Below are 15,286 nucleotides of genomic sequence, written 5' to 3'. Positions count from 1 at the left end.
GCGGCTTTGGGTATTGGTGTCGTCCAAGCAGAAACTATCGAGACACGGGCACAGGATTACATAGACAATCAAAATGTCGAGAGTGGTGCTAGGACAGGCTATGGCGACTGCATTGTCACAAGGGAACCGGGAAATCTGCCTACGTCTGCCAAATACAAAGTCAACGTAAAGGATGAAGGCAATTACCAACTAAAAATGACTTACGCAGCCGGGGTACCTCGCCCGGTCTCAATTACAGTGAATGGTCAGTTCATTTCCGGCAATGCAGCATCCGGCGCAACAGGTGGATTTTTTCCGGGTAATCAAATCACTTCTAATGAAGGCGTAGTAAGACTCAAAGCAGGCGAAAACCTAGTTCTAATTTCCCGCGATTCAGATTTTCCCCATATCCACAGTTTCACGGTAGAGGGACCGCAGCCATAGTGGGTCGAAAACCCGATTTCATGAATGCGACGGCCGAGCGCAAGCCCTGCCCGCATACTGCCGCCGAACGCGTTGAGGTGAACGAAACACCTTTGCGTCCCTGGAGGTACGCGAAGGAGTCCAACCGCCCCTGCGGTAGGCATAAAGACCAAGATCGTCGGACTCAGGCCAGCAACGAGTAGTACGCCTCTTGCTGCAAAACGTTCCTGACGGCACGGGTCCGCTTTGTGTCGCCCAGCCCGCTCGAGCGATCGGGCGCCAAGCTACTCACTTCGATGCTGATTTTTCGTGTCCGGGCACGAAGCCAGTTTGCGTCGGCCGTGTAATTGGCATCGGGGTTGTTGGCCTTCAGGGCATCTATTTTTTGAACAAGCTCGTCTGTCATAACCACCCTGCCGAGAATATGAAAATCCGAATGGTGCAGGGTCGAACAATCGCCAGCCGACATAGCTTCGAGGTTGCTAGGTACGCCGACACAGAATCGATCGGAACCGAACGTGTCCTTGGCCAATGCGAGCATTTGAGCGGCATCCAGGGCCCCACGTTGCAGCGGGACAATTACGCGAACACCCTTCCCGATCCAGTTCTTTACCCGCTCCGCGTGCTCGCTCCAGAGCTTCAATGTCGCTACCTGATCACCGATCACGTCCGGAGCTACGATGCTCAGCCCTTGCGGTTTGGCAGTCATCAGGATCACGGACTCGTATTTTTGAAACACCCGCTCCCAAATGACGGTTTCACCCTTTTGGAAGGCCGCAAAGGCACCGGAGTCAATAAAGACTGATCCCCCGGAATCAAGGTGTCTCGGCAGCGCGAGAAAGACTTTGGAGAGGCTCAGCAAGGGGGCCACGACCCCGATGGGAACACCAACATCCACAGCAGCGCGTAGATCGCTGCTTGCGGACATCCCCGAATGGAAAGCCAGGTGCCAACGGTGAGACATACGAAAATCCTGATTGATACTATCAGTATCTTTTATCGTATGCGTACGTGTTATGCAATGCCAGGCAGCCAATGAATGCAGTCTTGATCAGATGCAGGGGGTGTCTACAAAAATGTCAGGGGCGTAGCATGTTGACGAAGGCGCAGCGTCCAACAACGGACGATTTCACCGTCACCGAACTGGCGAGTAAGCGACTTACTCCGATGGGAAAAGAATGATCAATCGTGAAGCACTCGAAAGAATAGCTGCATTATGCCGCTTCGGCCTTCTCAGCCTTGCTGAGAAAAACAGCTCTATGTTCCATAAGTTCCCAAGGGGGGCATGTGGCCCAGCCTCTGAGGTGCTGGGCCGAATATTGAAAGAAGAATTTCAAATCGAAGGTATGTACGTTTGCGCCAGCGACCATTCGCAGCTCAACCAAGAGCAATCTCACGCATGGGTTGAAGTAGGCGAATTCATCATCGACATCACCCACGACCAGTTTCAAGGAACTGGCCTCAGCGGTTGGGTATTCAAGCGAGGGACGGGATGGCACGCTCAATTTTCCGAGATAGATCTGCGCCGCAATGTGTTCTGTACGCCAGAGAACTGGCCGTTTTATCCCCATGATGGGTACCACGCAGCGTTGGAAAAGGGGCGGTTGCAGCGACCGAGTGCAACACAATCATTAAATTGAAGCGGGTCCAGGCGATTGCTTACTCATCACCTCTGTAATCACCTCAATTGGACATTTGAAACCGAAGCGTTTACGGGGCCGAATATTCATCTGATACGCAATGGCGTCCAGCGTTTCCTGGCTGTGCACAGAAAGGTCTGTTCCTTTGGGCAAGTACTGGCGAATCAGTCCGTTAATGTTCTCGTTACTGCCGCGCTGCCAAGGACTATGCGGGTCGCAAAAGTAAATCGCCACGCCGGTGCTCTGGGTGATTTCAGCGTGCCGGGTCATTTCCCGGCCCTGGTCGTAGGTCATGCTCTTGCGTAAGGCCAGCGGCATTCGATTGAGCGCGGCGCTAAAACCCTGCACTGCCGAGGTGGCCGTCGCATCGTGCATTTTGATCAGCATCAGATAACCGCTGGTGCGCTCCACCAGCGTGCCAACCGCAGAGGCATTCGCTTGGCCTTTGATCAGGTCGCCCTCCCAGTGACCGGGCATGATACGGTCTTCCACCTCCGGAGGACGGACGTGAATGCTGACCATCTCGGGAATCTGGCTACGCCGGTCCACGCCGCCGACACGCGGCTTACGAGTGCTTTTACCTTGGCGCAAACAGGCGATCAACTCCTTGCGCAAGCCACCCACGGGCAAGGCATAGACCGCGTTGTAGATGGTTTCACGGCAGACGTAGCTATCTTCAAAACTCGGAATATTCATGCTGCGCAGCTTGCCGGCAATTTGTTCTGGGGAGAAGCACTGTCGCAGCAGATGCACCACAAGCTCGAACAATTCACCTCCTGCCAGCAGCTTGTTACGGGGCCTGCAAACCTTTCTTCTATGGCGCATCTGGCCCTGTGCCTGATGGGCGACGTAGGTCCCTTGCAGGCTGGTATTTCGGCGCAGCTCCCGGCTGACTGTGGATGGACTACGGTCGAGGAGTCGAGCGATATGACGCTGACTCAAACCTTGCAACTGACCGATTTGAACGGTCACGCGTTCTTCAATGCTGAGTTCGTGATAGGACATGCAACACCTTACCGGATAGGTTGGGTGTTGCACTCAGTTTCCGCCGCCAAGAGGTTTTGAGCGAAGTCCAGAATTAACGACGTGCGCTTCGATGGCAATTAGCGCCCAATTCGATGCTCTCCAAATATTCCACCAGCAGGACAAGGTATGCGCCAGGTGCAAAAGATCGGTGTGACAAGTGAAAACATCTGCGGAAAGTCTGTATTTACGTTCGATAGCCACCATGAAGCCCTTCTTCCCTGGGCGCAATGTGCGCGTGACTTGGGTTACGCTCCGCGCCTATTGACGCTGGATTATCACAGCGATACACGCCCTGCCTTCGTAGGCCACAGCTCCGTGGACATAACCATGGGTATGGACGATGAGGGGTGGGAGGAACGCGCCGCGGCTGAGGTTGCCAAAATCGATTTTCGTGTCGAGGAAACGGTTCGAGACGCGATCCTGAATCTTCGCTTTGACGAACACATAAGTGCTGCCGTGCAATCACGCACTATCGACATTGCGTTTGCGATTGTTGGGGGTCTGATCACCAACGAATACCAAAGCAACGAACAACTTGCGGCTGAATCAGAGTGGAGTGAGAGGGCACATGATACGCCAGGGGTATCCAAGCCTAAGGCCCCGCCGCCCTACACGTACTCCATTCCAGCAGAGCGAATCGTCGAATTACCTCGTCAGAAGGTGTGGCCTAATGACCAACCCCGATCCAAGGGGTACGCCAACCAAGCGTTGGAGTCCCACTTTCTTCGCCGACACCTTGATTTTATCGAGAGTATTTCTCAGTCCAGCGGGATCCCCGGACTGTTTGAAGCACCGTTTATTCTCGATATCGACCTTGATTACTTCAACACCAGGCAGTCGATTCAACCTGTCGACCACGAGCTCTTCCATGAGCTCATTCGTCGAGCCGACATCATCACCATTGCGCGTGAGCCGAAGTGCGTGATTGCCTGTCAGAAACCCGGTGAGAAGCTGACCAGCGATTGGCTGGAGACTGAGTTGAAACGACATATCAGAGAGGCGCTCAGCACATCGCCGAGCGAGGACGACCTGACAACTCCGGAACAAACGAGCGCCTGATGACAGACCTACTCACCAAATTGCAGTCACTCAACAAAGAACAAGGGGCGAAGGTCCTTCTGTACTGTGACCTGCGGGGCATGCAGCGGGACCTGGTCGTCCGGGGCGCCTGGGGACTGGCATTCCTTGGTCTGGCAATGATCGTACTGAAATCATTGGGCCGATCGGATAATTCCTTGCTGGCCCCTTACCTCGACTGGATGGGTATCGGTATATGTTTCGTCGCACTGCTTTACGGCGCTATATCGCTCTTCATGGTCTGGAGTATTCGGGCTACCCGCCACTCACTTTCCGAAATGGGGGTCAGACCCGAGCTTGTTGAGCAACTTGACGCCCTCCCCTCTAAATCCCTCGCCCGTCGTCGCGTAGAGCAATAACAGGCGCCGACACCTGAAGTTCATCTGTTCCCCATTACTGGCATTTCACCGATTTCAGTTGATTGAAGTCGGTGGTGAAACTGGCCGACAGGTAATCACGCTTCATTGCCCACTGTGCCACCGGCGGTTCCAGCGCCAGCCGGAGGCTGCCCCTCCCATACCGGGCGTTGACCTGGTCAATGACGCCCATAAGCGCATCTGCATTGCGCCGCGGTGTTGGAGCGAACAAGTCAGATTGGTAGCTATGCGGCGAGCAAAATTGCGACAGCACAATGCCGGCCTTCGCATACCGGTACCCCGGCACATAGATGCGCTGGAGTCCCGCCAAGGCGGCGGCGACGAAGTCGCGAGTGTCGGCGCTGGGCACCTCGAGTCCACAAATGGCAGTTCGACTATAGGGGTGATCATCGAAACGGCTTGTCTGGATGAAAACCTGAAGACACGACGCCAGCTGCCCCTCGCTACGCAGCTTCACGCATGCCCTGGACACGTAGGTGGCCACCGCTTCGCGCAGCCCTTCAAGGGTAGTGACCCGCACGCCAAAGGATCGAGTCGACGCGATGGTCTGCTTGGGTTCAACGCTCTCCTCGAATCTGAAACAAGAGACGCCGGCGAGTTCCAACGCGGTTTTCTCAACATTGACATTGAAAGAGCGACGAAGAGTTTTGTGGTCGAATTGCTGGAGGTCGCGTGCGGTTATGATCCCCATGACGTTCATCTGGGCAGACAACTTTCGTCCTACGCCCCACACATCTTCAACGGGCATAAGACCCAACAGCCGGTCCCGGCGGACATCATCCAGCGGGCCAACCACCCCACCCGTCTTACGATAGGTTTTCGCGGCGCGATTTGCGGCCTTGGCCAATGTCTTTGTTGTGCCGAACCCCACTCCTACTCCGATGCCAATTTGCTTTTTAACGTCCGCCTGGATCTGCCGACCCAAGGATTCGAAGCAGGTGTGAACGCCGGAAAAATCGAGCCAGGCTTCGTCATCGAATATGGCGAGGTAGGAGCATACGTGGTCAAAATTTGCATGACCCTATTCGACACGTTTTGATACAGCGCGTAGTTCGAGGACACCACCCTAAGCCCATGCGACTTCATGAGATGTTTGATCTCAAAGAAGGGGGCGCCCATCTTGATACCAAGCCCCCCGCGGGCAGTGTCCTTGCTTTTGGCAATCGGGCAACGACTGACTACACAGCCATCTGAGTTGGACAAAGCGACCACGGGGACCTTTCGAAGTGTAGGATCAAACAGCTTCTCACAGGATATATAGAAGCTGTCACAATCGACAATGCAAATCATAGGCATGGCGGTTTTGAAACCTTTATCTGGAGACCTTGTGCAAGTTGTAAAGTACAACGCCCCAAAGCTCGATTTCTTCCCAGTCACCAACCTCAATGTTCGGGAAATCTGGGTTATGAGCCAGCAAAAGCGGCGACCTTCCAAGCCTTTCACAGTACTGTTTGGCCACAAAATCAGGTCCGATGCAAACTACAACCACGTCCCCATCTATCGGCTCCAAAGCCTTGCACACCACCATTACATCCCTGTCGAAAATACCTATATTTTTGAGGGAGTCCCCCTCTGCGCGTACTAGCCAGCGAGAGGGCTCGCGCAGCCCCACCATTTCGTCAAGTGATAGTGGCGGCAGCATATTCAAGAGCAGGACTTGGAAATCCACATGAAACGCGCCCTGCAACCGGTTTTCGAGTGGGTATGTCTGGGGCTGAAGCTGGTCCTAAAACGGTAAGCATCTGCACAACTCAATCACTGTATATGCAACCAGTATGGGGCGCAGCGGCAATTTTCAGCAAGCGTCAGGCGATTGAAGGTGGTGCGATACCTGGTCGGGGCAACACCGTTACAGGTCACCCACTAACGCTGATAGTGCTTTCAGATCGCAACCAAACCGTGACCTCACAGGGGCCAAGCCCATCGTCAACACGAATGTTCACATGCCCCATTAAAACGACCAAAACTTCCGTCTGCCCAGAAAATCGGATCTTTTCCCCTGCCGGCTCTCCGCGCCAAACAACGCCGAGTCCAACCTGGCACTGCCTGTCTTGCGGGCATGTGAGTTGATACCTGCCCCAAGCGCACGCGTAAGTGTCGAAATCAACCCATTCTGTTCCAGTAACTGTCTTTGTTATGTGCGGCCGAGGTTCACGAGACATCTTTTTCTCCATGAAATGCCGGCGTCCGCCCAAGGAGCCTGTCACAACCGCAGAACTGCGTTGGTGGTAGTGCGTGGGCAAAATGCCGAGGGAATACTGATTTCACAGCTTAGGCCACAGAACCGTAATTAGCTCGCCCACGTGAAACCTGATCAAACGGTTCACAGGTAACGGTAACCTCATTCAACGATGGGCTCCTAATTACTATGCTCATTAGATCGAGTCCCTTGGCTTACGAAGCCAATTCGTTTTTCGACGCACATTCTCAAATCTTCAGCTTAAATAAGGTGGCAACATAACTCCCTGTCACTTTTTGGTTAATTAGGTTGATTCAAATGGCCTAGAAAAATGGAGAAGTTAAATGAGACACTTAGTTTCTGTTATGACTATATTGCTCGCTATGCATCCAATCAACGCTCATGCCAATTGGTTTTCCGACATTTTCGGCCTCAATGAAGCTGCCACGAATGCAGGAGCAAAGGCTGGCACAGAAGCCGCCGAGGGTTTAGTAAAAGCGTCAAGAAACATTACGATGATGACAAACCAATTTGGCCAGATCTTGTCTGACTACTATGGAGATGATGCGACAAAAAAAGAAAGTGCTCGCAGATTAATTGAAGGAGCGTTCAAGGTTGAATTGAATAAAACAGGAAAGTTTGACGTAGATATAACTGCCGTCTTCAATAAAATTGAATCAGGCAAACCAATCAGATCTGACATTTTGTTTGTCAACGAAGAAAATGACCGTCAAATTCAAGCTATATTAGCAACTTCTACGAAATTTAAAGGCGAGGAAATTAATGCACCTACTTTAACACCTGCGACAATTGATGAAGCACGAACCAAAATTCGCACTCTTGTCGACAACCGATTAAACAACACCGGGTGCCCCACTCCGAATATTGCTACTGGATTGGACGATTCGGGCTTGACCATCAAATGGGCAAAAAATCAAGCAGAAATTGATAAGTGCTTAAAAAACAACGAAACAACAGCTTTTGTAAATGCCATATTAACAACATTAGACTTTACAAAAACCATACCATCAAAAAACTCATTCTCCAGACAGTACACCGGTGGTAAATATGCCGTACTGGTGGTGCCTTCTAGCGATTTAAAATCCGCACCTAACGATTTGACTATCGATATAACCATGCATCAACAAGGTGATATAGCAAAAGCACTGACCGTCTTTAAAACGCCTAAGAGAGTGGACTTAGCTTACATGAAAAAAAACATCGCCAAAACGAGTAACGAATCTTATGGGGAATTCAACTATTACTTTGTTGACCTTAGAATAGAAGGTCTCGCCGCTGTGCCTATAGCACTGGAGTGAAAACGGCAGTGATGCGTAAACTTCGCACTGTTCAATGCTTCAATGCTTCAATGCTTAAGATCCCCGATGCATTCCCACCATCGGGGACATTTTTATACGTTAAGTTCGTAGCCTGAGCGCTTGGCGATCCTAGCCGCCCCACCACCGTGGTTGCGAGACATAGATAATGCCATCTGTGTCAGTCGTCTTCGAAGTTGTAGCTGCCCGGCGCCAGGTTTTCAAAGCGGGTGTATTTACCGATGAACGCCAGTCGTGACGTACCGATGGGACCGTTCCGCTGCTTGCCGATGATGATCTCCGCGATGCCTTTGTGCTCGGTTTCCGGGTGGTACACCTCATCCCGGTACACAAACATGATCACGTCAGCATCCTGCTCGATCGCTCCGGATTCCCGCAAGTCGGAGTTGATCGGGCGCTTGTTCGGGCGTTGCTCCAGGGAGCGATTGAGCTGGGACAGCGCCACCACCGGGCAGTTGAATTCCTTGGCCAGCGCTTTCAGGGACCGGGAGATCTCGGAAATCTCGTTGGTCCGGTTGTCACCGCCCGAACCCGGGATCTGCATCAGTTGCAGGTAGTCGATCATGATCAGGGCGATATCGCCGTGTTCACGCACCAGACGCCGGGTCCGTGCGCGCATTTCCGACGGGCTGATACCGGCCGTATCGTCAATGAACAGCTTGCGATCGTTGAGCAAGTTGACCGCCGATGTCAGGCGCGGCCAATCGTCGTCTTCCAGGCGACCGGCACGAACCTTGGTCTGATCGATACGGCCGAGGGACGACAACATACGCATGATCAGCGATTCGCCTGGCATCTCCAGCGAGTAAACCAATACGCATTTGTCGCTGCGCAACACGGCGTTTTCCACCAGGTTCATCGCAAAGGTGGTTTTACCCATGGATGGACGGCCGGCGACGATGATCAGGTCAGACGGTTGCAGGCCGCTGGTCATACCGTCGAGATCGGTATAACCGGTGGACAGGCCGGTAATGGCGTTGTCAGTGTTGAACAAGGTGTCGATGCGGTCGATGGCCTTGGTCAACAGGTCATTCACGCTCACCGGGCCGCCGGTTTTTGGCCGGGCCTCGGCGATCTGGAAGATTTGGCGTTCGGCTTCGTCGAGAATCTCTTCAGCCGAGCGGCCTTCCGGATTGAAGGCGCTGTCGGCAATTTCGGTGGCGATGCCGATCAACTGTCGCAACGTTGCCCGTGCGCGGACGATCTGCGCATACGCCTTGATGTTGGCGACGGACGGCGTGTTTTTTGCCAGCTCGCCGAGATAGCCAAGGCCGCCGACTTGCGAGGTCTGACCTTCCTTGTCCAGTTGCTCGGCCAGGGTCACGACGTCGATCGGTGAGTTCTGATCGGCCAGCTTGGCGATCGCACGGAAAATCAGGCGGTGGTCATGTCGATAGAAATCACCGTCCGATACCTGATCGAGCACGCGCTCCCAGGCATTGTTGTCCAGCATCAGACCGCCAAGCACGGCCTGTTCGGCTTCGATCGAATGCGGTGGCACCTTCAGCGAGGCGGTTTGAAGATCGTATTGCTCGGGATTGGAGATGTCATTCATTGGGAAAACCATCTTGTTGTTCCGGCAAAAGCCAGGGGCGCAGGGGATTGGAAATAGGCGAACTAATCAAAACCCCTACGGAGGGCGGCGAGGCCCACCTCTGCCAGTAGGTGGGCGAGCCCCTTCTTTTTTCGCTTTGACAGATGTAGCGAGCTGCTGGGCGCCAATCCGGCCCAGTCGCGGGTTGGGATCGACCTGCTCGACGCCCATTTCTTCTTCAGTGAAATCGTGAGTGCCCGGCACTAGGTTCTCAAACCGCGTGAAGCGGCCAACGAAGCCGAGGCGCACGAACCCGACCGGGCCCTCACGCTGCTTGCCAATGATGATTTCAGCAGTCCCCTGAAACCTCGACTCAGGGTGGTAGACCTCGTCACGGTAGGCAAACAGGATCACGTCGGCATCCTGTTCAATGGCCCCGGATTCCCGCAAGTCGGAGTTGATCGGTCGTTTATTGGCTCGCTGCTCGACACTACGGTTCAGCTGCGACAAGGCAACCACCGGGCAGTTGAATTCTTTGGCGAGCGCTTTGAGCGAGCGCGAAATCTCGGAAATCTCGTTGGTACGGTTTTTCCCGGTTGAGCCTGGGACCTGCATCAGCTGCAAGTAATCGACCATGATCAAGCCGATCTCGCCATGGGCGCGTTGCACCCGTCGGGTTCGGAAACGCATCTCCGAAGGACTCAGCCCGGCCGTATCGTCAATGAAAAAGCGGTTGCCTTGGTTGATCAGGTTGGCGGCGCGTGTCAGTTTTGGCCAATCGTCGGGCAGAAGTTTCCCCGACCGCACCCGGGTATGATCAATGCTGCCGATCGAGGAAAGCATCCGCGAGATCAAGGCTTCGCCGGGCATCTCAAGGGAATAGACCAGGACAACCTTTTCCGACCGCATTACAGCGCTCTCGACCAGGTTCATCGCGAAGGTGGTTTTACCCATTGAGGGGCGGCCGGCGACGATGATCAAATCCGCCGGCCGAAGGAAATTAAGCTTCTTGTCCAAATCATGAAAGCTGGTGGACAGGCCGCCTGCTTCCCCACCCGACTCCTGCAACGCTTCGATTTTGCTGACCGCTTTGCTCAGCAGCTGATTCAACTGGACCGGACCACCCGCCTTCGGCCGGCCGCTGGCCACGGACAGGATCAGTTGCTCGGCTTCGTGCACCACGTCGTCAGCCGCTTTGCCGTTTGGATGCAAAGCGTTCTTCTGAATGGTGGTGCTGATGCCTACGATATGCCGCAGGCTCGCACGCTCACTGACAATTCGGGCATAGGTGGAAATGTTTGCGACGGAGGGAGTGTTCTGAAACAGTTCAGATAAGTACGCCGGGCCGCCCGTTTCCTCGAGAACACCCTCAGTGGCGAGCACATCCTGGAGCGTCACAACATCAAAGGCTCGGCCATTGTCTGCCAGCTCACTGATGGCTTTGAAGATCAGCCGGTGATCTTCACGGTAAAAGTCATTTTCCCTTACCAGATCTGAAACCCTGCTCCACGCGCTGTTGTCCAGGAGCAGCCCACCAATAATCGCTTGCTCAGCTTCGACTGAACAAGGGGGCTCCCTTTCGGGTGGCAATGAAGTATCGGCTGATACGTGCAGTTGGTCGTTCAAGCGGTTGGCCTTGCGAAGTTGAGAGCACGACAGGACACAGAGAAAGCAAAACCCGGCCGGCGACAAGCCAAACCGGGCGAAAGATTACCACCCTAACGGCGCCTTGGCTTGCGCTCGACGGTTCCTACAGATTGCAGGCCCAGAGCTCAGAGCCTCAGGGATCAATGGCCTAGCAAATAAACGCTTAGCCGGCCGATCCGGCGGATACGGCGCTGTATGGCGATATGCAACAGTAGCACCGCTATGCCCGGCAATCCGAACATCAAAGTTGCGATGCCAACCCAGTGGGACAAGGAAGAAAACAACTCTGCCTGCGCCGTTGCGGGGTCAGCGTACGCCTTGGCTGGACCCGAAAAGTGCTTCACCTCAGCGGCACTCTCGATCGCATAGGCCAGGCGGTCAACGCTTGGCGGTGCTAAACGCAGCTGATTGACGATCAATCTTCACGCACAGCACTTGAACCGATCCAATGTCCCGCCGAGAAATCTCTCGTGACATGCGATTCGCATCGGTGAGCTTTTGCTTCACGCACGGCGAACCGCCGGCAATCGCCGCCTGGAGTTCCTCCACGGAAGCTGGTTCAAAGTCATGAGAAAGGTAGTCGCCTGCGATGACACACACCAGCAACGCAACGGTACCGGCTAAAATTGGGATCGGTTTCATTTCTTACCTGCATGTTGATCGCGCATGGCTTAGCGATTAATGATTCGTAACGCGTACGCAGACTATACGAACAAAACGAATACAGGGAAGTTGCTCCGTAAAGTTTGTTGTGGGGCCGCGCTTGCGCGTAAACCTGAGGAAACGTCTTGCTACTGCTCAGTAGTCGGGCGTCTTTTTTCCAAACCGTAGCTGACCATCTTCAAAACATCTGTCGGGTCTTGTCCTTCCTCGACCATCCTGAATGCCGCATCGACAAGGCCTTCTAGGTGCTTCGGAACTGTCGCGTATGCATCCGGCAGTTCGTCATTGCTTTCTTTCTTCTGTGACATCGGAATCTCACCTCAGCGGAACTTCGATGGTTTCGGCCCGGCCACTCAAGGTCTGGAAATCACAGAGGCCGAATTGCATGGCGCCTGGCTGGTGGTGTGCAGCAGCCACCGCCACCTGTTCGGTAAAGGCCGATATTTCCCTGGGCAACACCTCCCGGCCGGTGGCGGTCCTGATCTTGTCTCTGAATTGCCTCAACTCTTCTTCCATAGGTGCTCTTCTACACCGGGGTGTCCCGCGGTGGCTACGTTAGGGTACTTGTAGGGTGCTTGTGGTCTTGATCATCCGCCCACCGATGCCGGGGAGGGAGTAAACAAGGGGGCCTTCGAGGTTTTCGCCACGTTGGCCAATAACCGCCCTCACCTCTTGGCTCTGGAGCTGAGGTAAATGCGAGGAAACCTCCACGCTTGCCTTACCAGATGGCAAGGGGCGCCCTTCGACGCTAAACCGTGTGGACGCAAACCGGCCATTCACCACCTCGACGTTCTGCATGCCACCGTACTGGCCGGGAATTCTGAGTGTTACGGTGAGCAGGGTTCCGTCCGGCATATTGGTCTTGCCATAGATGATGGGGTAGCCGCTTCGATCGGCCTGGATGGTGACCTCGGGAACAAGGGCCAAGGTCTGTGCTGCCATTCCGATCATGATCAGAAATGCAGATCCGCCGACAAGACATAGCCGCCCCTTCATCTGTTCGCCCCTGGTTGGATCGAGCCGGCTGGTGTCGCCGAGACAGATTTACTTTAGCTGCTTTATTGGCTCGTTCTTGCTCCGCGACGCTTTCGCCAGAACTGAGATAGGAAAAATCTTGCCAAGTGCCTTCAACACCATGATGACTGCCGCTACGCCCAGCACCAGACCAAGCACCATGCGAATCAGCATGGTCATGTCGTTGGGACCATTCAGCTGATCACCGGCGGACAGGACGCTCGATACGCCCAACAACATGTTGAGTTCGGTCGGGTAACCAAACACGCAGAGGTACCAAACGCTCCAGAATGCGAGCGCCCCGAGCAATTTCCTGGCTTTCGACATCAACTGTGGAAGTGTCACGGTTTGTCTCTCCAACTCTCTTCTCGACTCAGTATCGGCTTTGACCTCTCTCGCAGCTGTTGTGAGCCTCGCGGATTACAGATGGGGAAAGCCAATTACTTCGTCAAAGGGGAAAAGTTTTTCCGGTTAAGTGCAAAGTTTTTCGATTGAGCGCAAACCCGTCGTCAAGCGGCTTGAAGTTCAACCTGCCAACGGCAATTGTGAGTGCTGCCCGGGTATCGCCAGCCTGAGCCCACAATCAAGGTGATGCCCTCGGTGGCGTCCTCGTATACGCGGCAAGATAGCTCTGCGACGTCACCCGCTGGCTGCGAGGTCGCGGTACCTTTGAAGAGGGACCCCTGATGCCGCTTGAGAGCTACCGTGTAGCGGTAGCCATCGGAGTGCGAGAGGTCAAATGCGATCTCATTTCCGTCATTGCGCGAGACGGCAGCCGTGATGTCCTCACCGTCGTCCAAATCGTAAAACCGTCCAGTCAAATTCATTTCGAAGTGTCCTTGATCACTCAGGTGAGGTTTGGAATTCCGATCGCATCCCAATCGCCAGGTTGCGGGAGGTAGCCAAGAATCCAGGGCCATTCCACCGTGAATTCATGGTCTTCGGACGCGAAAGTAGCAGTTTCGGTGTCGAGGTAGTCAAGCACCCACATATGCGTCTTGAGGCCATCTTCCAGCGTGACTGGCGTCAGAATGGCAACCAGATGGCGATAGGCAGGTGGTGGCGCGGGCGGCGTCCAGCCGGGCACCAATTTGGCATGGAGGGGTGGATGAGTTGTGTCGACCCCTTTGAAGATCTCAGCATCTTTTTGAGTGAGCAAGTTAAAACCCCTTCGATTTACGCAGCTGCTTGGTCGGGACGAAAAACACATTTGCACTCGTCGAAATGAGCGATGAGGGTCCCTTCCCCGTCGAAGTATTTCACGTTCCAGGTCGGGTGGCAGTTGTGCAGATGATCGCCATGCTTCAGCCGGTTCGTGAACCGCACATCAAGGTTGGCACTGCCGTTCATGCCTTCGATAGTGCCCATGTCACCATTCACTTCAACCATCATGCCGAGTCGAGCAAACTCGATTCCCCGGCATCGAAGCATCTCCTCTTGGAACTGCTCCGCCTTCCTCTTTTTTGCTGATGTGGCCACGGTAACTTCCTCGTTTTGTCAGACGCAAAAAAGGGCGTCCTCCCCGCAGAAGCCCCGATAAGGCGGGGCTGTAAGCGATACTGCATTTAGGCTTCTGAAATCGAGTTTTCCATCATTCGGGTCAATCGCCCCGCTCTTACGGCCTCGGCCCAGCAGTGCTGGGCTTGGGCGTACCTAGTGCGTTTATCCTCGATATTGGTTATTCGTCTAAGGAGTGCTTACGTCGAAGATGCTCGCTTACGCAATCCAACGAACAACTGAACGCCACGCAAAAATGGACGTCCTTCTACGGCCTCGGCCCCGGCTTTTAAGGCCGGGGCTTGGGCGTACCTGAGCGCGAGTTTCCTATCACAGTTCGCGTGATGCACCTGAACGACTTACTGCACGCGCACACGCCAAGTCCTCATAGGCCAAAAACGCGTAGAACGCTGCTAAGGCACCAGGCACAACATACATAACGACTTTTGCCAAGAGCTTTGCCAGACCAAGCATGTTGGCCTGTATTTGTGTGAACGCATCACCGCTGGTGTAAGGCTCGGTGAATGTCAAAAAGCCGATTCCCAATACCAGGATCACGGCGATCACAAAGAACATCATGAATTTAATTTGTTGCCGGGCTGCCCGTGATCCGATCAGGAGCGAGACACACAGACACACAGAGAGGATGTAGTACCAAAACGTGTACTGCGTGAAGCCCAGTTGTCCAACTCCCACACCTACTAACGTGGTGAAGACGATGATTCCGACCGCGCAAAACCAACCGGCAAACATGCCCAAAAACAAACCTGCGATGGTTTTCATTTTTTACCTCGGTTGTGCGGGCGCTTGCGGCACCCTTGATGACTTACGGATGAAGCCATATGCCATTATTTAATCATAACGCGTATGCATAACACCACATCGATAAAGAC

Annotated in this window: 21 protein-coding genes; 5 read left to right on the top strand and 16 right to left on the bottom strand. The window is 54.0% G+C overall.

The features are described 5' to 3' along the window. Positions 1-423, top strand: a 423-nt coding sequence (locus H7995_RS22810) for a carbohydrate-binding protein (RefSeq protein ID WP_206684714.1), incomplete at its 5' end; no start/stop codon positions are given. Positions 424-586: 163 nt separating this feature from the next. Here H7995_RS22810 and H7995_RS22805 read toward each other — a convergent pair. After that, positions 587-1,366 (bottom strand): hypothetical protein, encoded by a 780-nt coding sequence (locus H7995_RS22805; protein WP_244647805.1) that lies wholly within the window; start codon positions 1,364-1,366, stop codon positions 587-589. A gap of 214 nt (positions 1,367-1,580) precedes the next feature. On the opposite strand from H7995_RS22805, the gene H7995_RS22800 reads away from it, so the two are divergent. Next, positions 1,581-2,042, top strand: coding sequence for a hypothetical protein (locus tag H7995_RS22800; RefSeq protein WP_185818901.1), 462 nt, complete (start codon positions 1,581-1,583; stop codon positions 2,040-2,042). Here the strand turns inward: H7995_RS22800 and H7995_RS22795 are convergent. Continuing rightward, positions 2,034-3,047 carry an IS30 family transposase gene (locus H7995_RS22795; RefSeq protein ID WP_185818900.1) on the bottom strand — a complete coding sequence of 338 codons (1,014 nt, stop codon included), beginning with the start codon at positions 3,045-3,047 and terminating at the stop codon, positions 2,034-2,036. The two genes, H7995_RS22800 and H7995_RS22795, sit on opposite strands and share 9 nt — an antisense overlap. Before the next feature lie 147 nt (positions 3,048-3,194). On the opposite strand from H7995_RS22795, the gene H7995_RS22790 reads away from it, so the two are divergent. Next, positions 3,195-4,127: a UPF0489 family protein gene (locus tag H7995_RS22790; RefSeq protein ID WP_185818899.1), complete on the top strand. Its 933-nt coding sequence runs from the start codon at positions 3,195-3,197 to the stop codon at positions 4,125-4,127. After that, positions 4,127-4,504, top strand: a complete 378-nt coding sequence (locus H7995_RS22785; protein WP_185818898.1) for a hypothetical protein — start codon at positions 4,127-4,129, stop codon at positions 4,502-4,504. Before H7995_RS22790 ends, H7995_RS22785 begins: the two co-directional genes overlap by 1 nt. Positions 4,505-4,538: 34 nt before the next feature. Here the strand turns inward: H7995_RS22785 and H7995_RS28650 are convergent, their stop codons facing one another. The 3 genes from H7995_RS28650 to H7995_RS22770 are packed head-to-tail and all read right to left on the bottom strand — an operon-like array spanning position 4,539 to position 6,191. Then, positions 4,539-5,504, bottom strand: coding sequence for a DinB/UmuC family translesion DNA polymerase (locus H7995_RS28650; protein ID WP_483312755.1), 966 nt, complete (start codon positions 5,502-5,504; stop codon positions 4,539-4,541). Then, the gene (locus H7995_RS28985; RefSeq protein ID WP_483312754.1) at positions 5,396-5,812 is read right to left on the bottom strand and encodes a Y-family DNA polymerase; all 417 of its coding nucleotides are present in this window, start codon (positions 5,810-5,812) and stop codon (positions 5,396-5,398) included. The genes H7995_RS28650 and H7995_RS28985 overlap by 109 nt, the downstream gene beginning before the upstream one ends. 22 nt (positions 5,813-5,834) lie before the next feature. Further along, the gene (locus H7995_RS22770) at positions 5,835-6,191 is read right to left on the bottom strand and encodes a LexA family protein (protein ID WP_185818895.1); all 357 of its coding nucleotides are present in this window, start codon (positions 6,189-6,191) and stop codon (positions 5,835-5,837) included. Positions 6,192-7,045: 854 nt separating this feature from the next. Here H7995_RS22770 and H7995_RS22765 point away from each other — a divergent pair. Continuing rightward, positions 7,046-8,020 (top strand): hypothetical protein, encoded by a 975-nt coding sequence (locus H7995_RS22765; RefSeq protein ID WP_185818894.1) that lies wholly within the window; start codon positions 7,046-7,048, stop codon positions 8,018-8,020. 178 nt (positions 8,021-8,198) lie between these two features. Here H7995_RS22765 and dnaB (H7995_RS22760) read toward each other — a convergent pair whose 3' ends face one another. The 11 genes from dnaB (H7995_RS22760) to H7995_RS22710 all read right to left on the bottom strand — a co-directional run bounded on the left by dnaB (H7995_RS22760) (position 8,199) and on the right by H7995_RS22710 (position 15,176). After that, positions 8,199-9,593 (bottom strand): replicative DNA helicase, encoded by a 1,395-nt coding sequence (gene dnaB, locus H7995_RS22760; RefSeq protein WP_185818893.1) that lies wholly within the window; start codon positions 9,591-9,593, stop codon positions 8,199-8,201. Between the two features lie 75 nt (positions 9,594-9,668). Beyond that, positions 9,669-11,198, bottom strand: coding sequence for a replicative DNA helicase (gene dnaB, locus H7995_RS22755; RefSeq protein ID WP_185818892.1), 1,530 nt, complete (start codon positions 11,196-11,198; stop codon positions 9,669-9,671). Between the two features lie 399 nt (positions 11,199-11,597). After that, entirely contained in the window at positions 11,598-11,861 is a 264-nt protein-coding gene (locus tag H7995_RS22750) for a hypothetical protein (protein WP_185818891.1), read from the bottom strand. Positions 11,862-12,010: 149 nt separating this feature from the next. Continuing rightward, complete coding sequence (locus H7995_RS22745; RefSeq protein WP_185818890.1) at positions 12,011-12,190, bottom strand: hypothetical protein; 180 nt, start codon at positions 12,188-12,190, stop codon at positions 12,011-12,013. Positions 12,191-12,197: 7 nt separating this feature from the next. Beyond that, complete coding sequence (locus H7995_RS22740) at positions 12,198-12,398, bottom strand: hypothetical protein (protein WP_185818889.1); 201 nt, start codon at positions 12,396-12,398, stop codon at positions 12,198-12,200. A gap of 39 nt (positions 12,399-12,437) precedes the next feature. After that, the gene (locus H7995_RS22735; protein ID WP_185818888.1) at positions 12,438-12,878 is read right to left on the bottom strand and encodes a hypothetical protein; all 441 of its coding nucleotides are present in this window, start codon (positions 12,876-12,878) and stop codon (positions 12,438-12,440) included. Between the two features lie 48 nt (positions 12,879-12,926). Continuing rightward, positions 12,927-13,241 carry a hypothetical protein gene (locus tag H7995_RS22730; protein WP_185818887.1) on the bottom strand — a complete coding sequence of 105 codons (315 nt, stop codon included), beginning with the start codon at positions 13,239-13,241 and terminating at the stop codon, positions 12,927-12,929. A gap of 164 nt (positions 13,242-13,405) precedes the next feature. Then, positions 13,406-13,723, bottom strand: coding sequence for a hypothetical protein (locus H7995_RS22725; RefSeq protein ID WP_185818886.1), 318 nt, complete (start codon positions 13,721-13,723; stop codon positions 13,406-13,408). A 20-nt stretch (positions 13,724-13,743) separates the two neighbouring features. Then, positions 13,744-14,055, bottom strand: a complete 312-nt coding sequence (locus tag H7995_RS22720; protein WP_244647803.1) for a hypothetical protein — start codon at positions 14,053-14,055, stop codon at positions 13,744-13,746. Between the two features lie 17 nt (positions 14,056-14,072). After that, positions 14,073-14,375 (bottom strand): hypothetical protein, encoded by a 303-nt coding sequence (locus tag H7995_RS22715; RefSeq protein ID WP_185818884.1) that lies wholly within the window; start codon positions 14,373-14,375, stop codon positions 14,073-14,075. A gap of 348 nt (positions 14,376-14,723) precedes the next feature. Further along, on the bottom strand, positions 14,724-15,176 hold the full coding sequence (locus H7995_RS22710) for a hypothetical protein (protein ID WP_185818883.1): 453 nt from the start codon (positions 15,174-15,176) through the stop codon (positions 14,724-14,726). Between the last annotated feature and the right edge of the window lie 110 nt (positions 15,177-15,286).

It is taken from the genome of Pseudomonas kielensis, assembly GCF_014236655.1.
GTDB classification, from domain to species: domain Bacteria; phylum Pseudomonadota; class Gammaproteobacteria; order Pseudomonadales; family Pseudomonadaceae; genus Aquipseudomonas; species Aquipseudomonas kielensis.
The sequence above is the reverse complement of the archived record's forward strand: the minus strand, read 5'-3'. Positions and strand labels throughout refer to the sequence as shown.